The following is a 22,554-nucleotide window of genomic DNA, read 5'->3' as shown; positions in this document are numbered from 1 at the left end:
CCACACACCTTAAATGTCATTTACTTTTCCACCTCGCCTGTTATCCTTATAAGCTCTAGGTTATTCTCCGCATTGGAATTTATAAAAATGACCTTATTAAACATACCATATTGATTTTTAGTATCAATATGCACTACCAGTTTTCTTATCTTACCAGGATTTATTGGTTCTTTCGAGTAATTGACAGACAAGCACCCACAAGACACGTCAACTTTTGATATTATTAAAGGAATTTTCCCCGTATTCCTCAACTCAAATTCAACATCTAAATATGAATGTTCTTTTTTGCTTATTTTTCCAAAATCATATTTCTTATTTACAATTTCCAAGCAAGCTTTCCTATTTTCTATAACGGATTTTTCGGTTGGCAAGTTAGCTTTTTTACCTGTTGTATCATTTATACAACTAGATAGAAAAAATAAAGATACAAAAATCAAAGCAATAGTCTTCTTCATTTTACAAATCTAATTAACTGTTATATATTAGTATTATTTCCAAATTTGAATTTGATCTACATATGTAAAAATCCGTTCTTATATTCCTCTAGAGTAATTTTTCAATAGCTACAATCGGTTCTTCTTTATCAAGCACATCCGAAGCATAGAATCAGGACAACCACACTATTTTTTTGCACAGATACACATTAAATCAACATCATTCAATAACCGCCTCTAATAATTTTATGAAATAGGCACCCGTTACCGGTCTTCCCCATGATACGCCTCTTGTTTTCTGATTCACAACATTATAAGTGTCTGCCATTGGTACACGCCATTTGTTTTCATTCATATAATTGTAAAGCGGAAGAATAAACTCACGAAACATAAGCCGGTCATTTTGCAATGCAGCCGTCCATACAGTCCAATCAGCTTTCGCATAATCAGTTTTACTATGCAACGGACAACCGTAAGTATTCAATTTAGTCCTATAAAAGGCTGTCTCCAATTCTACGACTCTATCCGGAAAAACATGAAGGTCAAGGAGTTTATCCCAAATCAAGTTATACTTTTGCCCCCAGCTATCCGGCTGGTCAAAAGCCAAGCGATAATGGTCTCCGTCAGAAGCCTGCTTCTCCCATTCCTTGGCCATTCTTTTTGCTGTTGCCAAATATTTTTCAGCATCTTCCTGTTTACCTAGCATTTTTGCCAGAAGAGCATACGATGCAATACCTAGAATTCCTTTGGCAGACAAATTAGCATTATGAGAGTAGCGGCCGGCAAAGCTGTCAGTATCAATCTGTTTATCGGTATCAACCCCGTTCTCCATCAAATAACCCGCCCATTTGGAGAGAGTCTCCCAATGAGCCTTTGCGTAAGATGCATCTTTTTCCGCTTTAGCCATAGCAGCCACCATAATCAGCATATTTCCGGCATGTTCAACCGGTAAATCTCCCCCTTTCGCTTGTCCGTTTACAAACGGATAACCGCCCAAATCATGAGCCGGGAAAGGCTTATTCCATTTACCGCTCTCACTATAATAAAAGAAAGGATTCAGCATTGCTTTCAGCAGATCGGGATTGTAACAAAGAAACAGCGGTGAAGCAGCATAATAAATATCCAGCGAACCCACCAATGTAGTAAAATAGAGCAACTCATCACTCGAATTCTTAGACATCTGGAAAGACGAAACGGCCTGACGATATGCCGAAGCACATAGCTCCGCGTACTCTTTGCCACCGGCACGGCAAGCATTTTCCATCAAATGCCTGTCAAAAGCATAACACTTTGCCATTGTTTCTTTATATACTTTTTCCGCATCTTCATATAACCCTTCTATCGTTTTTTCTCCATCCTTATTCCAGTAAGGTCGTAGGTCCTCACCGAAATAAGCCATTGTATACAATCCATCAAAAGCCACAATCAGATGTTGGGGAAACTCACTATTCATTTCCAGCTTCTGTGCTATAGCCGCATAACGTTTTTCATTCGACCGACGCATTTCTTTCAAATCACCTTCTTTCATAAAGTGTGCCCGCATCTCTGCCGCGTCCCCTTGTGCATAAGTAGCATTCTCTTTCGCTCCTAAATAGAAATACCCCCAGGCCGGAGCATCTTTCAGCTTATCTACCCATAACTTCTGATTCTCCCGACCGGTCTTCATCATCACCCAACCGTCTTTTTCATACATCTCCGTAGACTGCCCGGCACGAAAGGCTTTATGAGGATCCATTTCAAAATAAATAGCGACATCATGCTCCTTACCGTCCAAGGCCTTAGCCTGATAAGAAATATAATTGACCGGGCGACTTAACAGTTCCAAATCATCCAATAAATAAGGAGCCGTAAATGTCAGTTTCAATTCCACATCTCCACAATCAAAAATATAATGTGTTTGGGTAGCCTGCACATCCACTGATTTTTGCCCGGCTTCCTTCAGCTCACCATACAATCCGAAATCTGCAAACGAAGTACCTCCCCAATTCACGCAACGGGCCGCAAACAAGGCTTTTCCATCTTTCATTGTTTCCAAGATAGAATCCGGAATCTGCACTTTCACGTCGTTACGTGCCTTCGTTCCTGTACGAACAAGCTCCTTTCCATTAATAAGCAGTTGCATACCGTCATTATACGAATAACGCACAAAAAGTTGTCTATTTTTCACTAAGGAAGGATCGAATGAGACTTCCCTCCTAATCCATAGCCTATTGGTATTCCAAGGAGTAGCAACACTCGGTCCGCCTTCCGTGCCAAAAGCAGCACTTCCTTGTGTCCATGTGCTATCATTGAAAGCAGCCATTTCCCAACCCTCTTCAGGTTGTTCTGTTGTATATTTTCCTATCCATTCCTTCTCTTTTGCAACAGGAGCTATGTCTTCTACTAATATTCCCGATTCCTCTGCAAATAAGCCAAAATCGACCAATGCACTACCTTTTTTATTCTCACAATGAGCTGCAATAATGGCTTTTCCTTTCTTCATTGTATTCAGGATAGAATCCGGCAGCTCAACTTTTAAATTTGCCGCTGCGCGATCCGCACTCACGACTAGTTTTCCGTTAATATACAATTGAAGTATGTCATCATACGAATAACGCAAATAAATTTTCTTGTTCTCAAGCAAATATGGATCAATATCCACGATTTCCCTCCGCACCCATATATCAGTAGAAAGCCACGGCGTTCTCGTTTCACGTCTGTCGCGTGTACCGAATGCCCCTTCACTTACCTGCCAATATTGATCATTAAAGTCCGGTTGTTCCCAACCTTCATCCGGTCTAAGAGAAGTAAACTTTCCTTCCCAGCTTTCATAATCGTATGCCATTGGTGCAATGGCTTGCATAGGTAATTCACGTCTACCCATAAAGCGATACATCGTTCCGTCCACCCGCAGGAAACCGACAAAAGGAAGATTTTTCCCATTAGTAAAAATCATATTCTTCTCCGTCAGTTGATCTGTTGTCGACCATAAACGCAGATGCGGGTGGAGCATCAGTAGCGGATAAGCAGGCACACGAAGGTCATTTTTAATGGTTTCGTCAGAATAAGGAACACTTTTTGAACAGGCTGCCAACAGGATAGCTAACGAATAAAGGATATACTTTCTCATAATTGTTTTTTGTTACAAATAATATATTGTCAGGCACTTAGTCCTAACTAACTTTCAATTTACAGTTTTGCAGTTAATAACGACTGCTATGGATACAGAGAGATACATATCTGCTCAATTGTTCTCATTCTTGATAGAAAATATCTCGACATATAGTAACTAAAGCACTTTAAACGAGCCATAAGGAGAACTACTATAAACAAACAGATCCTATATTGGAATCACAAAATAAGCTAAGGCAAGAAGCATTATAGATATAACATATCCTATCCTTTCTATTTTGCTATGCCGAAACAAATAATTAAATACAAACAAAGCAATAACCCAATCAAACACTATTTTAATTAAATCATAATGTTTCTCCAAAGGATTCCAAATATAAAGGTATACATTAAGGAAAAACATTATGAATGCCGCATAATTACATACTATATTCATAATATTAAAGGTTCACACTCCTTTTTGAGTTGATATTTTATCCGTTTGATTAACATTGAATTTACTTTTGCAGGCTTTTCCAGAAGTATCTTTGCCAATTCCGAAGCCTTCTCTGTATTACCTATACATTTATACAGTTCATACAATTGATAAAGAGGCAAAAAACGACTAGGGCACATATACGAAGCACTCATATAGTATTCTTCAGCCTGTTTATAATCCTTTTTTTCCCTATAAATATCACCCAATAATAATTCAAGATCATAATCTGCCCAATACTTGCGACACTCCAACGCTACCTTCAAAGCCTTCTCGTATTCCTTGGCTTCCGTGAAAACAGCAGCATAATTATACAGGAAATAAGGATTATCTTCGAATCGGTGTTTCAGACTCACATAGTACGGAAGCGCCTCATCATACGAACGGCAAAAAGCTAACTCCGAAGCCTCCTGCCAACTGCGTTCCGACTGTGTACGTGCGCCCAGCCTAACCTGTCCCCAAAAGAAGCCCATCAACGCTGCGGAATATATTATATTCCTGCCCCATGTACCTATCTTTATCCGCTTCAAATAATCAGCAGTCAACATGAGAACGGCAAGAAATGTCACCATCCACGTAAAAGGATACGTAAACGGATAGGAAAAGAAAGAGAATACGCCTATTGATAGCAAAGCATAAAGAGCTATTTTCTTTTCCTGTGTAGGATTTTGCCTATAACAATACACAAGTGCCCCCACAATACCCAAAAGCAAAGCCAATCCGACAATACCGAAATTAATCAGAATTCCCAAGTATTCATTGAAAGGCTGCTTTACATTATCCGCTAACATTGCATAGCGATTTTGCGAACCATATTCTTTGAAGTAATCCGCCTGATAGTCCATATATTTAGCCTCGAAACTTCCGCTGCCATGCCCCGTCCAAGGAGCATCTTTCACCATTTCCAAGCCACACCGCCAAATCAACAACCGACCATCTGCCGAATCTTTTTTCAACCAATAGAAGCCGATTATTAACAATCCTATCATAGATACCGATAGTAAATATCTCCACAATCTCCCATGAACGAATCTTCCACACAAAAACATGATACATACCGCAATGACACTTACCATACCAGATCGCGAATGAGATAAAAATACCGCCAACACCATCACTCCCCCTGCCAGCCATCCGGCATATCGAATATACTTATTTCTATGTATGATCAGAAAAACGACAAAAGGCAATCCGGCACAAAGGCAGGCGGCAAATCCTGCCGGATTATCAAAACTACCGGTCACACGGAAGGTTGCATGAGAAGGAAATAAACCTACGTATTGCAATATTCCATAAACAGCCTGCAACCAACAACAGGAAACAATGATACTCCCCCATATCGCCATATCCGCCACTATGGATTTACGCTGCAATGCCAGAAATGCAGCACACACCAGCATCCATAACAGCACAAACAAAACCCAGCACCATTTGGGCACAATATATGCGTCTGTAAATTGGTGGGAATATACAAACATACTGCCTATACATGCTGCGGCAAACAAAATATGAAAGAGTCTTATCATTTTTATCTTAGTATTAAATTAAGTTCTCATCCTCCAATACCTTTCAACATTCTATTCATTTTCCGTAGTTGATAATGAATGATTAGGAACAACCTCAATAAAACGAGGCCTTTTAGCATCCAGACTGTCTCTCAAGGCCCTGGCCTTTACCATATGTTCTTGCAACTCGGTTCTATACTCCCGCCAAGCTAAAAGAATATCGCGTTCTGCCTCAGGCATTAAATCGACAACATACAAGAATCGCGATAAAATAGCCTCATCTCCCGCAGTTTGATTAATAGGGTCTATATACATAGCCAACCAAGATCGAATAACATCGGGATATTGGGCATATTTTTCTCCAAAAAGCAAACGACCTTCTGTGGAACGTATATACGCATCTCGAAACAACGCATTTAGACGTGCATCACTTTTCATCGCTTCCTCTTCCCGCCTGGTTCTCATCAAATAGAGCATCTTGTCTACTTGCTTTTTACATTCGATAATGTACGCATTATAATCATTATTAATAGGAGCACCGGAAACATTCCCCTCACTTCCCCAATCAACAATGCGAAGTTGAATATCCCCCGGTTCTATAACGAAAGAGGTATTATAACGAAACTGTCTACCTTTACTGCAAGAGAGAGAAACCAAAAAAGGTTTCCGGTTGAGCGTTCCTTCGTAATGGAATGTATTACCAACTACCAATATGGTATCTTTGAATGCTTGCCTCATACGTTCAGGTTCTTCAACAAGAGCCGACCATTCATATAGAAACACATACTCACCATCCAAAGAACGATCTGGAAACTCACCGCTGATTGTGTATCTTTCTTGCCCGTAAAATAGCTGGGCAACAGAGGCAAATACAATAATTAATAATGTCCGTGTATATTTCATTTCTGCATACATTAAATTTATACTTTTTGTTATCTCTTCTCTATCTACCTCAACATATTTGCGATGGACGTAACCAGCACAATTGAAATTATAACTATGCAACCAAAATCTTTCTTTTTATTTATAAGTACATCTACAACTTCCCACAATAAAAGAAAAAACCATGTTGAAAGATAAACGATATTCAGCGTTACATCTCCTATTGGATATTTCCTGTTTATCATTGATAACAATATATAGAAAATACATAGTCCTATATAAATGTTATTCTTGGTCGACAATATCTTTTTAGTTGGCGTTTTATCTTCCCGGATCATAACCTATATTGTTTTAGTTACTTATTCAAGATTTCAGTGTTTCTCCATTCATCAAGGTACAGATTCGATATACAATTCCGTTTTATCCTTTCCTGTCATAAAATCAATATTCACGCAATAACATAAATAACGCCAAAAGAAGAAAGTGAAAAACATCTGAACATCCCTATCCGTTTCAAAAGCATCTAAACATTGATGTTCGTTGGATCGGATCTTTCCCCAAGCGACAGTAAAAGGTAAACTGCCGGTTGCTTCATACGCATTACATATTTCCTTAAATAAAGGAGATGTAGCCTGTGACAGTTCCTTCTGGTAATAAGTTTCTCCATTCTGTTGTTTTTTGAACTTATAGCCGCAAATGATATGATAAGGATCGTACCGTTTCCAATTCGTATGAAGTGAATCTATAGGAGGCTCTTTAGTCTCTACAAAATAGCTACCGAACAAATCCGGATAAAGTTTGTCATTAATAACTTTCAATGCCTCTTTATCCACATCAATAATATAATGAAATTTATAATGTAGAAGAGCATCCATCATCAACTTTACTGCTTTTCCGTCAGAACTACCGTAGTTACGCTGCAATGTAGAATGGAAAAAGCTAATCATTTCTGTCTCTATAGCAGACACATCGTTTATTGTAGATGCTTTTGTCTGGCAAACAAACAATATTATTCCCAGAAGGAATAAAAAAATACTTCTTTTCATATTCTCCTTATTCACATTTTATTGCTTCACTTGTTTCATTCACTCCTGTATAGGAATCTCTATTTGCAAATAACCATTATTCTTGTTCACAACACTTTAATTCTAAATATAAAAAGATCTAATCAACACATTGTGTTTGTAAGAGTATTATTTGATACTCTTACAAACGTCAACAACAAACCAATTTCCCCCTATTGATTACTAGTTATCAATTTGGGCGCATTACGATTTTATCAAATCATTTACCTTTTATACAATCCTCATACACTTCAGCAGCCCGAGCTTTCTTTTTATTACAAGCAACCATCACATCTCCTATACATTGCATACGTTTAAATTCATCTTCTATATCTAAACACTCTCCCGTAGCTCTAGTAGCTTCCGATTCAATTTATTTATTATTAGCAACTCTATACACATTCTCAAACACAGCGATAGACGCATCTTTACTTAATTTCAACTTATCAATAATCCTGAATATTTTAGAACACGCTGCCGCATATTCTGCAAACTCTTTCGCTTGTTCTACATCTTCGCCCTCACGCATAGTATTCTTTTTTGCCCGATACTTTTTGTATGAATCAAGAAATACAGCATATTCATCCAAGGCTACAATAGAATCAACCAATGCATGTTCTCTCTCACTGACGTTAAGATAATCCCATATTCTTGGATCACTCTTCATTTCATCATGATTCTTTGCTAATTTAGCAGAAGAACCACAACTTGACATAAATAATACACATGCCAATGCCACTCCTGTACAAATCCTCTTTATACTCATTATCAAATATTAAATTGTTAAATATATTACATCCAATCATAAAAACTCCTCATTTCCGCACCTGCTTTCCTCCCTCATACAAAATATCCACTCCTGCCTTCTACGTGTATGCTTCCGCAACAACAATAATATTATTATCGGCATATTTTTGATATACTAGTGAATCTGCCATCGCCGTTTATTGCCCTAACATTCTAAGCATATTTACTGTTCTTTTTCTTTAAGCTCGCAAACACTCCTATCACCTTTTGAACAAAAACAACTGATTCCGTTCGAAGTTTTTGCAATTTCACAATCAGGACACTTCTTGCTATCCCCATTTTCACAGTAATACACTACCACTTTGTCCACACCTCCCCCTTCACCTCGTGTTTTAATTCGTTTCATCTTAACACTACTACCTAATGCCGCATTGCTCATTATCAAGTTACTTGAGTGTCCATCGTATGTCACATATTTGATTTCTGCAATAAATCCTATTTCTGCATCGTGATAAACCACTTTGTCAATCTCAACATCTTTGCTTTCACCATACTTTTTTTCTACAGTTTCAGCTACCAAAGTAGTTAATTCTTCGATAGTTGTAGCTATTTTCTGCCCATTCGGAGCCACCAAATTTATTGACGTTCTTTCTTTCTCAATAAACTCATCAGATTCACAACTTCCAAAAGCTATTACTAAAATAGCCATTATTACTAAAAAATTCGTCTTCATGATTCTTCAAAATTTAAATACTATATTCATACAAAGCACAGCCCTCAACAAGTCCATCATCACAAGCACAACGAGTCTGTTTATTTTTTCGATCGCGAACAGTTCTACAACTTTTACATTTACGATTTAAGTTTCTACATGAGTAAGTTGCATCTTCGCTTTCATCAGTTCCTCCTCCTTCTGTTCTTGTTTTAATTTGGGGATGAAGATTATGCATCTTTCTCTCAAAAATTATATTGCTCGATCTTCCATCTTCTGTTACATATTCAATTTCAGCGCAAATACCAACCTCCAACGAATCATATTGAATACTCACAATCTCAAAGTCTTTACTCTCCCAGTTGCTATATTCAACAATTGGTGCTAACTTTTTTTTCAAAAGAGCTACATTCTCAGCAATATACATTCCATTTGGAGCCTTCAAATTAAGCCCACGTTCTCTTATAGAGAGTTCCTTTTCTACATCTAAACGAAAATCATCTTCAATAGATGTACAACAACCAGCAAGTAAAAGCATTACAATACCCATACTCGCATTCAAAAAAAATGTTATTCTTTTCATTTTAATAAAAATAATTGTTTAATATTATCATGTTCACATTTAACATCTAAAATACCATCACATTTTTTCAACAAGAAGGTTTTGCTACTATTTTTACTCTATGCACAGAGTAAATGCCATTGGACTTTAGCAAAATCTCCCGTTCAACTTCTTCATTCTTATCTATTGTGAATTGAAATTTAACATGCTGACTTTCTCCAGGAAGAATAGTATAATGCTCATCACCAATAAGTGCTACACAGGAGCAACTTAGTTGTATCTCTTGAATTTCAAGAGAAGTAACACCTGAATTCATTACTTTAATCTCAAACAATTTAGGCTTCCCTATTTCACAGTTATCTAATTCTATTACTTTATCACACTCTAATTGAGGTTCTAACCTTACATCATAATCCGAATCAAGCATTTTTTTAGCAGCAATCAAAAGATCCGGACAAATTTCTTGTTTCCAAACATCTTCCAAATCAAGCCCCAATAACTGTGTTGCAACCAATTGAGCCAACTCAAGTTTATCATGTTTCGCCAAGTTCTCCATTTTCAAATAAAGCACATAAGGATAACTGATTACATTTGACAAAACATCAATCTGTTCAGAAATATCATTCCCTTGTTGGAGTTCACGATTACATTGAAATACATCATTTAATAGCGGTATTAGTGTTTCTTTTTCTAATGAAAAACTATTATAATAGTTTAAATCCATGCACATTTTGCTGTCCTTAATGACTTGCTCCATACAATAAAAACATTTTCGAGATGCGCCTGGAATGACATCAATCAACTCACCCACAGGAGTAAATATACATGTTACAGGTGTAGAGTTTGAATATAACCATTGAGCATACCATTCATTTTGGTGTAAATTCATGTCTATTATATTAAACACAGCTTCTAAAGACTCATGGTTTAGACGCTCCATATATATTTTAGATGTCAAATCTGTTGTATCCAACAATACTATACAAAAATTTTGTTTCTTTTTCACTGCAATTTGCTGTACTTCAGCAAAAGTTCTATTCTGCAATATTTCTATCTGTTCAGAAACACACCCTACTAAGATGAAAGTAAAAAATAATGCTAATACGCAATCTCTTCTCATAATCATTCTATAAAACAAAGTGAACAGCAATCTTATTATTGGAACTATCATAATATCCTACATCTTAATCATCCGTATTACTCAACTATTCCTCTTTCCCATCATGCTCCATAATGAGATGATTGTGATAACCACTTTTCGTTACAAATTCAATATCTGCAATGAAACCATAATGCAAAGAATCATATTGAATACTCAAAATTTCAAAATCGTAGACTACACTATCCTTCTCTAGCGTACCAATACACGGAGCTAATTTTTTTTTCAACTGAACGAGATCACCACCTGCAAGATATTCTCCATTTGGTGCCTGTAGATTAAGCTTACTTTCTTCCGCTGAGATAGTAATTTTCCCTGTTTCATCATTTGTTGCTTGACAGCCAATGAAAAATGCCATTAATACGAATACACCAATAAACCATTGAATAAAATTCTTCATATAAATCGGCCTCAATCTTTTATGTTTTACATTTCTCTTAACCAATCGTTCTCTCATAATAATGTACTTTTAAAATTAATAAATATGCAAAGCAACTTACTACTTCCACACCTGCTTTCTATCCTCATACACAAAAATCCGTTCCTGATTCCCTCGTGTATGATTCTGCAACAACAGCAACGCCCCTTTAGGAACCCTCTTGTAAACCAGCGAATCCAACATCGCCGTTTGCTGTCCTAACGTCCTCCACCCTCTCTTTGTACAATAAGACAATTCATAGTCATCCAACGAACGAACATAATTATCCCGGTTAGCAGGCGTATAAATTATCTTATCTATCACCTTGGGCGTGCCTAAGTCTAGCCCAGTCCAGCCGCCATAGGGTTCCGTGTAATCAAAAGACGTTTCAGTATTACCGTCGAACGCATTTGTATATTCGTGCGAGCCATCCTGTTGATAGCAACCGGGAGTGCCTATAACTCTACCGCTTAATGGCAACAGTCCACCCGCTTCATAAAACTCTATTTCCGCCACATTACAATGCCCCTTTTCCGGTCCTATATAGCGAACATACCGACAAGGCGTCAAAGAACGGGAATACGCCATTGTCCGCAACCGTTCGGGTTGCTTTTCTATCAGGAAAAGCACCTCTTTCTGACGAAAATCCGGATCATTACTTCCTTCAAAAACACCTCCTATCATACGTTTCTGATACTTCTCATCTTGCCACAAAGGATATTTAGCAAACAGCGTTACATCCTGAACACTATCTGACGGAGTAAAAACATGAAATTCACCGGAAACAGTTATTTCAAAAGGATCAGTCCAGTAACGAAGTCTTCCCCGTTCGTAAGTTGCTATCCGCATGACGGGTTCTATCTGGACATCGTTAAAAGCAAGATGTTTACCATCAAACTCCGCCCATGCCACAGGCTCCCAATCCATACGGCTACTGCCACAAAGATAAGCAATACGCGAACGAGGCTTTCCCGAATAAAACATAGATGCAGGAATCTCCAGTTTCTTTTTGTATGTCTTTGCGTAATCGGCTGTCACATCAACGATGTGCGGATCTCGGAAGAAAGGAACAACAGTCGTATCCAAGCGTTGCATTTCTGCCTGCATAGCACGATTAAGACTGAACGTATTCCGATAAACCTTTATTTTCGAGGCTTCACACATCTTATCCTTACGGACTTCTTTTATCTTATCGGGGAATTCCTGAAAATAAAGCGTACCATACTTATCTGCGAATGACACCCACTGATGCCCATCATTCCCACCTCCATGAAGAGGCATAAAATCTATGGCACAAGGAATTCCCAACGCACGACAAACATAAACAACATAATCGGAGAGTTCACGACAACTGCCCGAAACGCTTTGTGCAATCTCCGGCCCTACATGAGGAAGTCCTTGCGGAACCGTAGTTGTAAAAAATCGGCTACGTTTACGAAGAGAATCACACAAACAACGGGCTGCAACAAGAGGATCTTCTATATCAAGAACCGTGGAAGCACGCAACGAATCAAGTAAAGGATTATACTTTCGATAAATATCCTCACGCCAATAGCTTAATGTTTCATCACCAATACGATAAGGAAGAATATACTCGCAAAAATCGGCAAAAGATACATTCTTCCCCCAAGGCTGTTCTTGCCAAACTTTGATTGCCCAATCGATATTACTACACAAATAAGCAGAATCCACCGTAGTAATATCTTCATAATATTGCAAAGAATCTAAAGAAAATGGTCCATACATCCTTCTGATAGAATCTATCATCGCTTGTGGATATATCTTTTTACTCCGCGCTTCTTGCAAGAGAGTAAAGAAAGTGAGATATTGTTCCAACAGCTTACCTTTATAATAGGTATAAGATGGCATATTCTCTATCAGGAAACGAGCTGCCCTATATTTCAAGCTATCCGATGGATTGGATTGATAACGATGTAATACTTTCTCAAGTTCAACACGATTTTCTCTAGCCTGTGACAAAGCTGTCTCCAACGGAAGTACAATAACAGTCTCTTCTTTCTTCTTCTGTGAACAAGAATAAAAAAGAGAGCCTCCTATAATAATGGAAAGGCAAATAATAGGAATCAGCTTTGTCATTGCTTTCATAATATTATTTTTATACAAAGATACGAGTATAACAAATGCTATTCAAGGGGGCGTTACACTCCTATCCCTGTCACATAGGCATTTATCGGGCATATAGAGCCCTAAAAATGTCATTTTATATCTAAATTGTAACATTGATATATGAGTTATTATAGTCATCAAACAGCTATTTGAACAAATTATTTCATTTTTTGAACAAAACATTCCATCTAATTGCTGTAAAATCCCTTTCTTTGTTTTTCCTAATTTAAATTATAAACAAAACATGAAAAGCGAAAACAAAAAACAGAGTAGTATATACGTAATTACACTGTTTGGAATATTATTGACCACATTCCTTATTTATAGTTGTAGCACCGATGAATACAACTGTACGAATGAGACAACAACAGAAGTAAACTCAATTGCCAAAACACGCAACTTGGTCTCTCAAACTTGGAATACAGGAAATGTATTGATAGATTCCGTTGCCAATTCAGACGAATTTTATGAATTTGAAAGATGTAGTGAGCAATTAGCGGACAAGTTCAGTGCCTATACTTCAAAACTAAGTGACGAAGAATACGACAAACTCATGGAAAAGCTGAATGATGATGAGTATATGAAAGATTTCATCAAAAAAGCGAATCTGGAAGAAGTACTCCGGCAAATGGATGAGGCTAAGAAAGGCTTGCTTGAGCATACAGTATTTTTAAGATTAAGTGAAGAGGAACGGTTGTTATTATTCAGGCAATATGCCAAAAGTCGTGAGCTAGCAAAAAGAAAGATATTAAAAACACGCAAAGAAGGAAATGGTAATAGCAAATGTGAAGAATTGAGACAAGCAGCATACGAACAAGCAAAAACGGAGTATGATAATGCCATAGCTACAAACTGTAAGGGCATGGGTCCTCTCTCACCATGTTACTTGAAAGAAGCAGCAGTATATAAAGCAAATATAAGAATAGCAAATAAAGACTATGAGAATTGTATAAATAATCAATAACAATGATTCGCTATATTATACTTTATTGCAGCACATGTGCTGTTTGCATCATCATGTGTTATCTCGATCTTTTTATAGACAACATCGATTCTATTCTTCAGCTGTTTCTCATCCATTTCTTCGATTTTCTTTCGTGGATCATAGTAACAATAGGCGCAATCAAATGTATGCCAGAAAAATCATATTCTAATAAACGAGTATGGTTTTATTGTGCAGCGATGTCAGGAATGCTTGCAGCAATTAAGTCTTTCGTCAAACTAATAGAAATATTAGACACATAAAGATAAGAGAAGAGTTAATCAATCTCCAGTAAAAAAGCCTCCAATTCTTTATCTACAATCCCTAAACGTTTCCGGGCACGTGATCGCATAGTACGATAAGATCCGTCGCTTACACATAGAACTGACAAAATCTCTTCTTTTGTTTTATACATTCGGATCAATACGCATAACACAATATCTCGTGGAGGAAGCTGAAGGCTTTGCGACTTCAACCAACCAAAAAAATCAGGATCTATCGTTCTACATCCTTCTACCAACAAAAGATAATCTTGGGCAGACAATTGAGCAATAGATTTATTCTCTATCAATTTACGAACTAAAGAAATGCCTCTTTGGATGGATAAAGGAGAAGCTAGCAATTGCTGTAACTTTTGAGATTGAATAATAGATTGTTGTCGTTCATTCTGCAATTTTTGATATAATAAAATCGAATACTTAATTATACCGGCTATCAATATGCCAGCAACCACTAAAGTAGGAATTGTATAGGTAGACAATGCCGGTGCCACCTCCTGATGTATTTCTTTTGGCATAACGACATATATCTGATCTGCTGTAATTAAAAGAAAAGCAGCGATACACTGCCAGTCCGTTATTTCGGAAGGTATACCATGTGCCCCCTTCTCACGAAATGTCCACAGTAAAGCCCCCACAAAGAGTGTCAACCACATCAATAGATGTATGGAAGATGAAAACGCATCAACATACATTTCAGGGAAGAAAACCTGAAATAAATAGGCAGCCAGCAAAATTAGACAACAAAGCAAGCCTCCTGAAAATAATTGTTTAAAAGAATAAGCGGACAGTTTCATCATTCTCCTTATCTTGTGCTCTTGAATCGCAAATATAAGAAAAAAGTATATTTACATCATTAATCGACCTATATATTTTTACCGAAAAACAAAAAAGCCCTATATTATCATACGAAATGATTACAGCCTTCACCGCTTCCACCTTCTTCCCGAAACCTCTGTCCAGAGCAGGAAAGCGGGTGAAAGCGACCATGCAAAAGCCATTCTATCACGCTTTCACCCGCTTTCACCGACACACTTCAAATCGACGCTTACTCAAAGTTTCCATTTACCGCCGGAGCACATCACGAGATACCCCGTAATAACCCGCTGCCGCCACATAAATCGGCTGCATACGTTTGCCGATATTTTTCAATTTACCTTCTTCCAGCAATCGCCGGAGATGACGATTCGCCGTAGTCCGTGTCATGCAACATACTTCCTGAAAATCATAACGAAGCATTACGTCATGATCGGCGAAATATTCCTTCAGCCGCATATCTATCTCCACCTCCGACAAAGACTCCGAATGGCGCGCATACTTACTCCGGCTGGCTTTGACACCTACCAATTCACCCCGCAGGCGAGCATCCGGACGGAAACCGATTGTTTTCAGTTCCATCTTCGACCATTTGTTTTTAGTACTGCGGGTCACCTTTTGCGTGCTCCTCAAAATAGGGGCAAAATAGCCTAGCCCCTCGATATGTACCTCGCGTCCTTCACGTAGTTCTTCACCACAAATTTGGGCAAGCATCTCGAACGCATTTTTTACATCACCTACAGAAAGCGAACTGCGTCCGTGAATCATCCGGCACAGTTTATCCGTTCCCACCTTACCATTCAAAAAAATGCGGGGATGCAAACCTTTCTCTTCCGAATCATCGGACTCACCGGGATTCTCATACCAATCGTAAAGTATAGCCATTAGTAGTTAACGTTTTGATAGTGAATATATTTCATGTAAAAACTTTAAGTTTATCATCAAACCACTACCGTGGTTCATTTAAATCACAGTTGTTATCCAAGTAGATCACTTTTGTCATTTGATTGAACCACGAAAGTGAATCAACAATAACTCTTCGTCAAAGATACGATAAAAAATAGAGAAAAGGACGATAAGAAGCCGCCTTCTTCAGTCAAGTAGAAATTTATATTTTTTCCGGAGAAACACTTGCAAACCGGTATCATCCTATAGTACATTCGCAGTATCAGTGCTGAACAATAAACCGATTTTAATCACTTAAAAATAGAAAAAATAATGAATGCAATAACATTGATATGGAGACAGGTATTGAAGGAACTAAAATTGTTTCAAATGAAGGAGAACAAAGAAGATGCAGTTGAGAAAACAGACAAAGAGCCACAGAAAACGCTAAAATGTCATGAAGATATATATACTGCTCCCCTACCGGACGCTGCACCGCCTACTGAAAGGGAGAAAGAGACAGAACGAAAACAACCGGTCCGATTAACCCAAGAGGTACGTACATTCCTGCAAAAACAGTATGATTTTCGTTACAACCTATTGACGGAAGAAACGGAATATCGTCCTGCCAACAAGCGTGCCGTTCCTTTCGAACCTGTAAGTAAGCGGGAACTGAACACTTTCTGCATGGAAGCACACGACCAGGGCATATCCTGCTGGGATAAAGACTTGAGCCGTTACATTTATTCCACTTGTATTCCTGAATACCATCCTTTCCGGCTTTACATGGAGGAACTGCCCGGCTGGGATGGGACAGACAGACTGGAAGCTTTGGCGCAGCGTGTCTCTGACAATCAGCTCTGGATAAAAAGCTTCCATACCTGGATGCTGGGACTCACCGCCCAATGGTTAGGCATGACGGGAATACATGCCAACAGCGTAGCCCCCATACTTGTCAGCAGCGAGCAGGGACGACAAAAATCCACATTTTGCAAGGCACTGATGCCACCGGCACTGTCACGTTATTACATGGACAACCTGAAACTGTCTGCACAAGGAAAACCCGAAAGGTTACTTGCCGAAATGGGACTTCTGAACATGGATGAATTTGACAAATACGGAACGCAGCAAATGCCATTATTGAAGAATTTGATGCAAATGGCAAACCTGAATATCTGCAAAGCTTATCAAAAGAATTTCCGCAACTTGCCGCGCATCGCTTCTTTCATCGGTACAAGCAACCGTTTTGACTTGCTCACCGATCCCACCGGTAGCCGGCGATTCATCTGCATTGAAGCAGAACATCTGATCGATTGCGAAGGTATCATGCACGATCAGATCTATGCCCAACTGAAAGCTGAACTGCTCTCCGGCATCCGCTACTGGTTCACAAAAGAAGAGGAACGGGAACTGCAACGCCACAATGCTGCTTTTTATCATCCGTGTCCGGCAGAGGAAGTCTTTCATGCCTGTTTCCGGATAGCTAAAGATGATGAAGAGGGAAGCGAACGGCTCTCGGCTTCGGACATATTCAGGAGACTGAAGATGTATAACCCCGCTGCCATGCGTGGAAGTAATCCGGCTACGTTCGCGCAAGTTTTGCTTGCGGCAGGTGTCACCCGCAAACATACCAAATATGGGAACGTGTATTTGGTGAAACCGATGAAAGCGGCATAAAGCTCCAAACAGAGGAAGGGTTCACCCGTAAGAGGCTGGGGAATAATGGTTTATAATAGGAGTGAAAAAGGTGAAAAGAGAAAGAGGACATTAAGAGGGAAATAAGCTATAAACAGTAAGATTTTGAATAGAAAATCAGGAAAAACTTGATTATCTATTCAAAATCTTATTGTTTCCGGATATTTATCCTACTATCCATTTACTGCCCGGTATAAACGAAATGATCTTAGTTGTTACAAAACAACAGATAAACGTAACCACTGCGATACAGGGTATAGCGGCAACAGTGGGAAGCGCCAATGTATCTTTGAACACAGTCACCCACAGTCCGAGCCAGAATATGTGCATAAGATACATACCATAACTAAGTTTCGATGTTTCCGTCACCAACTTGGGAGCTTGCGGACGTTTGATACATGTAAACATAAGGAATGTACCCGTTGTGAGAAGCACACAGTTGATGGTACAGAAAGCCCATCCTATTTCTATTACAGGTGTGGAATGGAGTTCGCCGGGTATAGCCTGCACATAGAATGAATAAATAGTCCATACAGCACCGATCACCATTAAAATGGTTCCTATAATGAAACGTTTGGAACGATTCCAGGTAAGGTGTACACGAATGTAATGTGCCAGAACAAGATAGCCCAGATAACCGGAGAAGTACCACAACATGTGGTATTCATTCCAGAAACATTGTCCCCACACTTCACCGCACCAACGATTGAGATAAGGCATACAGGTTGACAACACAAACAGTCCTATAAAGAAACGCTCTTCTTTAGCCGTGGCTTTTCTCAACCATGGGGATATAATTGGGATAAACAAATAAAGGCTTATCAGAGGATACATAAACCACAAGTGTCCGGCTAGCGTCGGAAAATTCAGGAATATCCGCGACAAGTCCTTCATAGATGTTTCTCCGTCTATCTGTCCCCACAACATAGGTAGAGTGCTGTACAGTAGCATGAATATGAAAAACGGTGGAAGGATGCGAAGACAGCGCTGGCGATAGAATTGCCACATCGTCTGTTCCTCTTTCATCGGTGCAAGCAGGAAGGCGGAGACTATCATAAACAGCGGCACTGCCATACGCGAGAAACCGTCGTAAACAGCTACCCATAAACGGTCTGCTTCATTAGCCAAAAAAGACTGCGGTCCTGCCATATCAGTGGATCCGGGAGCACCGTAGAAATTCTCACTGGCATGAACAACCATTACGAGAAAGCATGCAAACACACGGACATAATCTAAAAAAACAATACGTTTCATTTTTCTAAGTTTTCTAGTTATTAATTTATTCTCTTGTATTCGGGAAGGCAGATATTCTCAACCGTGCCGCACCCATAGGGATCAACGTTATTTCTTCTTTATTACCTTTCACTGCATCTTCTTCCGGCAGTACGCCACACAATCCGGTTTCGTCTATCTTCCATTCAGGAACCAGGCGGCCGGTAGCTTTTACCTCTAAAGGTACACTGGCTACTGTGAAAGGATAATTATCGGCAGGCCAGGATTTACGGATTACCTTGAAGTTTTTCAAAGGTTCTGTCTTGTCCAGTACCAATGAATAGTTCCAGGGACTATCCGGATAGATTTCAGTAGTAGGCCATTTCTGGGGATCAGCGCCTTTCTGCCATTTAGAATCACCGATAGCAGTCTCGCGGCTGTCTTTCTCTACATATTTCTCTGCAATCTTGAGAGACAAAGTGAGGGGGCCATAATCTACGCTTACGCTATTTTTATTAACCTGCCAGGTACGCATAGACAAAGACATCGGTAACGTCAGTTCCACGCGATCTCCATTCGACCATTCCCGATGGATGCAAAGGTATTTTCCCGCTACGGGAGCTACATTTACCTTCTTACCATTCACTCGCACTTCTGCTCCTTTTGTCCATGAAGGAATGCGGAGATAGAACGGAAAAGTGACCTTTTCACCGGTCGAAACAGAGAAAGCAATGCTTTCCTCAAAAGGATAATTCGTCTCTTCGTGAAGAGTGATTTCCTTTCCGTCGCCCACCTTTACAGTAGCTTTGCAAGCTGCATAAATAGCAGTTGCCACTCCGTTGTCGGGAGTTGCCAATACCAGATGTTCGGTAAAGTAAGGCCAGCCCTGTGCATGATTGTGTTGGCAACAACGGCTGCTGAAAGGATTCATCGAAAGGAACGGGCCACGATTGTCAATGCCTGGATGATGATTCTTGGAATCACTGATGGCATGGTTCGGGCAGGTGATATAGCGCAATGCTTTAAAGTCCGGCATCACGGCAGCAGGATAAGAGTTGAATGCTACTTCTTCACAGTGTTCAGCCCACATAGGGTCTCCTGTCATGCAAAGCATGATTTCATCGGAAGCCATCTGTTCAACCAGTCCGCAGGTTTCCACTCCCTGACGGGGATCGATATATCCCAAACGGGCATTCTCATCCGCACCGAACATACCACCGGGCACTTGTCCGAAAGTACGGCGAATCAGATGATGAACATTATAAGAGGCTTTCAGCATCGCTGAATCTCCGGTCTGCATATAATAAGTGGCAGGTTCACGGAAACATTGGGCGATATTTACATTGTGCCAGTTAGGTAAGGAGGTGGATTTCGTCCAGTCGGCTGTGTTACGGTGAATCTTCTCGGCTAATTCGAGTAGGAAAGCATCCCCAGTATGGTTGTAAAGCCAGTAGATACTGATGATGTTATCACCGCCACGGCTTTTCTCCCAATAATCTTCCAGAAGTTGGTCATCGGGAACAGTCATCTGCCACTTGAAGTAATTCGTCATCAGGTCAATGACACGCTGATCTTGAGAATACTCATAATAAGATTGCAGACACCAGAGCATAATCATCTGTGCCCAAAGTTCGCGTTTGCCGTTACGTTCATTGACCGGACCGAAATAGCCATCCGGCTGGCGACTGGCAAATACACCTTCAATCCAATATTTGGTTTCTTCAATCATCTTCGGGTCATTCAGGATATATGCCAGATTGCCATACCCTTTGAGCCAGTAAGGGACTTCCTCCCAGCCGTGGTCTCCGCCAGTTGTCAACCAGGCATTATTATCCTTTTCCAGCCAAGCGCTGATTTCTCCCAAGTGTCCGGTCAGACCGTCACGCTGCAACTCCAGATACTTCTTCACCCAGCCTTCAGGCTGAATACTACCTACCGGCAACTTTATAAAATTCAACGGTCGAAGCGGAGCGCGATACCCGATATAATTGGTATTGACGGACTGTATGTCCGGTCGGTCCACCACCGTCACCGTACCACTAGAAGAAGCAGACGCACAAGCTGTAACCGCCACTCCAAGCACTATCGATGCAAAAAGTCCTTTCGTTTTATTTTTCTTCATTTCGTCTATTCTACTGATTCCAGAAATCATCCTAATTTCCCTATGAGCCCTATTGAGCACCAACAAATTACATTCGAAGCAAAGAACGGATAATCTCTAATCAGACAACCCGTTCTTCAATGACATGAACTGCCTTTATAACCTATTTATCAACAGAGAATTTGAAGATACATTGGCTTGTATACTTTTCGCCCGGGCGAAGTACAGCCGACGGCCATTCCGGTTTGTTCGGAGTATCCGGATATTTCTGTGTTTCGAGACATACGGAAGCACGTTGGTTGTAAGTAATGCCTTTCTTTCCTGTCAGTGAACCATCGAGGAAGTTACCTGCATATACCTGAATACCCGGTTCGTTAGTATAAACGTCGAGTACGATACCAGTCTTCGGTGATTTCAAAGAAGCGCATTTACGGGTTACGTCGCCTTTCGTGTTCAATACCCAGTTGTGATCGTAACCATTGCCATTTTTCAGCTGTACGAAATCATAGTCGTTGATACGTTCGCCTACCGGAGTCGGGGTGCGGAAATCCATCGGAGTTCCTTCTACCGGAACAATCTCGCCAGTCGTCATGAAAGTACTGTCCACCGGAGTATAATAGTCCGCATCCACCATCAACAAATGACCGGAGTTGTTGCCGGCATCACCTTCAAGGTTAAAATAAGAGTGGTTGGTCATATTTACAATCGTCGGTTTGTCTGTTTCCGCTTCGTATTGAATATCGATGGCATTATCGTCCGTCAGTTTCATCAACACTTTACAAGTGATGTTTCCCGGAAAACCTTCTTCACCGTCTTCTGCACGGTAAGTCAACTGCAATTCCTGCGGATTCAACAATGCTGCATCAAACACCCGGTATTGGAATCCTTGCGGTCCGCCGTGCAGACAATGACCGTAGTTATTGCGGGGAAGCTGATATTCTACACCATCCAAGGTGAACTGTCCCTGATTGATACGATTGGCATAACGTCCAATAGTCGCACCGAAATCCGAAGGCTTGCTGATATAGTCCTGAATAGAATCGAAACCGAGAACAACATCACGCATCTGTCCGTCTTTATCGGGAACCATCACTGAAACAATACGTCCACCGAAGTTCGTGATACAAACTTCCATGTTGTTCTTGTTACGCAGAGTGAACAAATCAGTCTTCTTTCCATCTACTTCTGTCTGGAATTTACTCTGCAATAAACCGGAATCTGTAGCCTTTTCAGCTTTCGGAGTACAAGCTGCCATTAAAAGGGCGGCAACTGCCCATACACATAACTTTTTCATGATACAATTGTTTTTTTAATATTAGTTTTCAGCTATTCATATTTAGATGCAGACGACGCGGATAACGCGTTTTTTCTAATTTTGCATCAGAAAAA

Annotated in this window: 18 protein-coding genes; 2 read left to right on the top strand and 16 right to left on the bottom strand. The window is 39.8% G+C overall.

Translation table 11 applies throughout. From position 1 onward, the window contains the following. Positions 1 to 20: 20 nt before the first annotated feature. From H8796_RS08030 to H8796_RS07980, 11 genes are all read right to left on the bottom strand, one after another. Complete coding sequence (locus H8796_RS08030; protein ID WP_117932270.1) at positions 21 to 455, bottom strand: DUF1573 domain-containing protein; 435 nt, start codon at positions 453 to 455, stop codon at positions 21 to 23. A 199-nt stretch (positions 456 to 654) separates the two neighbouring features. Next, complete coding sequence (locus H8796_RS08025) at positions 655 to 3,543, bottom strand: glutaminase family protein (protein WP_117932272.1); 2,889 nt, start codon at positions 3,541 to 3,543, stop codon at positions 655 to 657. Between the two features lie 434 nt (positions 3,544 to 3,977). Next, on the bottom strand, positions 3,978 to 5,546 hold the full coding sequence (locus H8796_RS08020; RefSeq protein WP_117932276.1) for an O-antigen ligase family protein: 1,569 nt from the start codon (positions 5,544 to 5,546) through the stop codon (positions 3,978 to 3,980). A gap of 51 nt (positions 5,547 to 5,597) precedes the next feature. Beyond that, positions 5,598 to 6,440 (bottom strand): DUF4369 domain-containing protein, encoded by an 843-nt coding sequence (locus H8796_RS08015; RefSeq protein WP_233530845.1) that lies wholly within the window; start codon positions 6,438 to 6,440, stop codon positions 5,598 to 5,600. 356 nt (positions 6,441 to 6,796) lie between these two features. After that, positions 6,797 to 7,453 carry a hypothetical protein gene (locus tag H8796_RS25375; RefSeq protein ID WP_233530846.1) on the bottom strand — a complete coding sequence of 219 codons (657 nt, stop codon included), beginning with the start codon at positions 7,451 to 7,453 and terminating at the stop codon, positions 6,797 to 6,799. A 391-nt stretch (positions 7,454 to 7,844) separates the two neighbouring features. Then, the gene (locus H8796_RS08005) at positions 7,845 to 8,237 is read right to left on the bottom strand and encodes a hypothetical protein (RefSeq protein WP_117932280.1); all 393 of its coding nucleotides are present in this window, start codon (positions 8,235 to 8,237) and stop codon (positions 7,845 to 7,847) included. A gap of 204 nt (positions 8,238 to 8,441) precedes the next feature. Beyond that, positions 8,442 to 8,951, bottom strand: coding sequence for a hypothetical protein (locus tag H8796_RS08000; RefSeq protein WP_117932282.1), 510 nt, complete (start codon positions 8,949 to 8,951; stop codon positions 8,442 to 8,444). 13 nt (positions 8,952 to 8,964) lie between these two features. Continuing rightward, complete coding sequence (locus H8796_RS07995) at positions 8,965 to 9,513, bottom strand: hypothetical protein (RefSeq protein ID WP_117932284.1); 549 nt, start codon at positions 9,511 to 9,513, stop codon at positions 8,965 to 8,967. A 67-nt stretch (positions 9,514 to 9,580) separates the two neighbouring features. Continuing rightward, on the bottom strand, positions 9,581 to 10,612 hold the full coding sequence (locus H8796_RS07990; protein ID WP_187343955.1) for a DUF1573 domain-containing protein: 1,032 nt from the start codon (positions 10,610 to 10,612) through the stop codon (positions 9,581 to 9,583). Between the two features lie 85 nt (positions 10,613 to 10,697). After that, positions 10,698 to 11,108 carry a hypothetical protein gene (locus H8796_RS07985; RefSeq protein WP_117932288.1) on the bottom strand — a complete coding sequence of 137 codons (411 nt, stop codon included), beginning with the start codon at positions 11,106 to 11,108 and terminating at the stop codon, positions 10,698 to 10,700. A 42-nt stretch (positions 11,109 to 11,150) separates the two neighbouring features. Next, a complete protein-coding gene (locus H8796_RS07980; protein WP_117932290.1) occupies positions 11,151 to 13,175 on the bottom strand; it encodes a discoidin domain-containing protein in 2,025 nt (674 codons plus the stop codon). Between the two features lie 265 nt (positions 13,176 to 13,440). Between H8796_RS07980 and H8796_RS07975 the strand changes: the two genes are divergently transcribed. Beyond that, positions 13,441 to 14,160, top strand: a complete 720-nt coding sequence (locus H8796_RS07975; RefSeq protein ID WP_117932292.1) for a hypothetical protein — start codon at positions 13,441 to 13,443, stop codon at positions 14,158 to 14,160. Between the two features lie 295 nt (positions 14,161 to 14,455). On the opposite strand, the gene H8796_RS07970 is transcribed toward H8796_RS07975, so the two are convergent. Continuing rightward, complete coding sequence (locus H8796_RS07970) at positions 14,456 to 15,256, bottom strand: hypothetical protein (protein ID WP_233530847.1); 801 nt, start codon at positions 15,254 to 15,256, stop codon at positions 14,456 to 14,458. A gap of 265 nt (positions 15,257 to 15,521) precedes the next feature. Further along, positions 15,522 to 16,157 (bottom strand): HU family DNA-binding protein, encoded by a 636-nt coding sequence (locus H8796_RS07965; protein WP_004309558.1) that lies wholly within the window; start codon positions 16,155 to 16,157, stop codon positions 15,522 to 15,524. Positions 16,158 to 16,490: 333 nt separating this feature from the next. On the opposite strand from H8796_RS07965, the gene H8796_RS07960 reads away from it, so the two are divergent. Continuing rightward, the gene (locus H8796_RS07960; protein WP_117932296.1) at positions 16,491 to 17,834 is read left to right on the top strand and encodes a VapE domain-containing protein; all 1,344 of its coding nucleotides are present in this window, start codon (positions 16,491 to 16,493) and stop codon (positions 17,832 to 17,834) included. Between the two features lie 183 nt (positions 17,835 to 18,017). Here the strand turns inward: H8796_RS07960 and H8796_RS07955 are convergent, their stop codons facing one another. The 3 genes from H8796_RS07955 to H8796_RS07945 form a co-directional block, all read right to left on the bottom strand. Then, complete coding sequence (locus H8796_RS07955) at positions 18,018 to 19,106, bottom strand: acyltransferase (protein ID WP_117932298.1); 1,089 nt, start codon at positions 19,104 to 19,106, stop codon at positions 18,018 to 18,020. A gap of 25 nt (positions 19,107 to 19,131) precedes the next feature. Then, positions 19,132 to 21,186, bottom strand: coding sequence for a beta-L-arabinofuranosidase domain-containing protein (locus tag H8796_RS07950; RefSeq protein WP_117932524.1), 2,055 nt, complete (start codon positions 21,184 to 21,186; stop codon positions 19,132 to 19,134). Positions 21,187 to 21,328: 142 nt separating this feature from the next. After that, a complete protein-coding gene (locus H8796_RS07945) occupies positions 21,329 to 22,459 on the bottom strand; it encodes an aldose epimerase family protein (protein WP_117932300.1) in 1,131 nt (376 codons plus the stop codon). Positions 22,460 to 22,554: the final 95 nt, after the last annotated feature.

Origin of the sequence: Bacteroides sp. M10 (genome assembly GCF_014334015.1) — a bacterium.
Lineage (GTDB): Bacteria > Bacteroidota > Bacteroidia > Bacteroidales > Bacteroidaceae > Bacteroides > Bacteroides intestinigallinarum.
This window is presented reverse-complemented; position numbering and strand designations above follow the sequence as displayed.

Bases quoted from the DNA above. Each gene is read 5' to 3' on its own strand.
- H8796_RS07970 (WP_233530847.1), bottom strand. From the start codon at position 15,256: ATGATGAAACTGTCCGCTTATTCTTTTAAACAATTATTTTCAGGAGGC.
- H8796_RS08030 (WP_117932270.1), bottom strand. From the start codon at position 455: ATGAAGAAGACTATTGCTTTGATTTTTGTATCTTTATTTTTTCTATCT.
- H8796_RS07980 (WP_117932290.1), bottom strand. From the start codon at position 13,175: ATGAAAGCAATGACAAAGCTGATTCCTATTATTTGCCTTTCCATTATT.
- H8796_RS07985 (WP_117932288.1), bottom strand. From the start codon at position 11,108: ATGAGAGAACGATTGGTTAAGAGAAATGTAAAACATAAAAGATTGAGG.
- H8796_RS08020 (WP_117932276.1), bottom strand. From the start codon at position 5,546: ATGATAAGACTCTTTCATATTTTGTTTGCCGCAGCATGTATAGGCAGT.
- H8796_RS07995 (WP_117932284.1), bottom strand. From the start codon at position 9,513: ATGAAAAGAATAACATTTTTTTTGAATGCGAGTATGGGTATTGTAATG.
- H8796_RS07990 (WP_187343955.1), bottom strand. From the start codon at position 10,612: ATGAGAAGAGATTGCGTATTAGCATTATTTTTTACTTTCATCTTAGTA.
- H8796_RS08005 (WP_117932280.1), bottom strand. From the start codon at position 8,237: ATGAGTATAAAGAGGATTTGTACAGGAGTGGCATTGGCATGTGTATTA.
- H8796_RS08000 (WP_117932282.1), bottom strand. From the start codon at position 8,951: ATGAAGACGAATTTTTTAGTAATAATGGCTATTTTAGTAATAGCTTTT.
- H8796_RS07965 (WP_004309558.1), bottom strand. From the start codon at position 16,157: ATGGCTATACTTTACGATTGGTATGAGAATCCCGGTGAGTCCGATGAT.
- H8796_RS07975 (WP_117932292.1), top strand. From the start codon at position 13,441: ATGAAAAGCGAAAACAAAAAACAGAGTAGTATATACGTAATTACACTG.
- H8796_RS07950 (WP_117932524.1), bottom strand. From the start codon at position 21,186: ATGAAGAAAAATAAAACGAAAGGACTTTTTGCATCGATAGTGCTTGGA.
- H8796_RS07955 (WP_117932298.1), bottom strand. From the start codon at position 19,106: ATGAAACGTATTGTTTTTTTAGATTATGTCCGTGTGTTTGCATGCTTT.
- H8796_RS25375 (WP_233530846.1), bottom strand. From the start codon at position 7,453: ATGAAAAGAAGTATTTTTTTATTCCTTCTGGGAATAATATTGTTTGTT.
- H8796_RS07945 (WP_117932300.1), bottom strand. From the start codon at position 22,459: ATGAAAAAGTTATGTGTATGGGCAGTTGCCGCCCTTTTAATGGCAGCT.
- H8796_RS08015 (WP_233530845.1), bottom strand. From the start codon at position 6,440: ATGTATGCAGAAATGAAATATACACGGACATTATTAATTATTGTATTT.
- H8796_RS07960 (WP_117932296.1), top strand. From the start codon at position 16,491: ATGAATGCAATAACATTGATATGGAGACAGGTATTGAAGGAACTAAAA.
- H8796_RS08025 (WP_117932272.1), bottom strand. From the start codon at position 3,543: ATGAGAAAGTATATCCTTTATTCGTTAGCTATCCTGTTGGCAGCCTGT.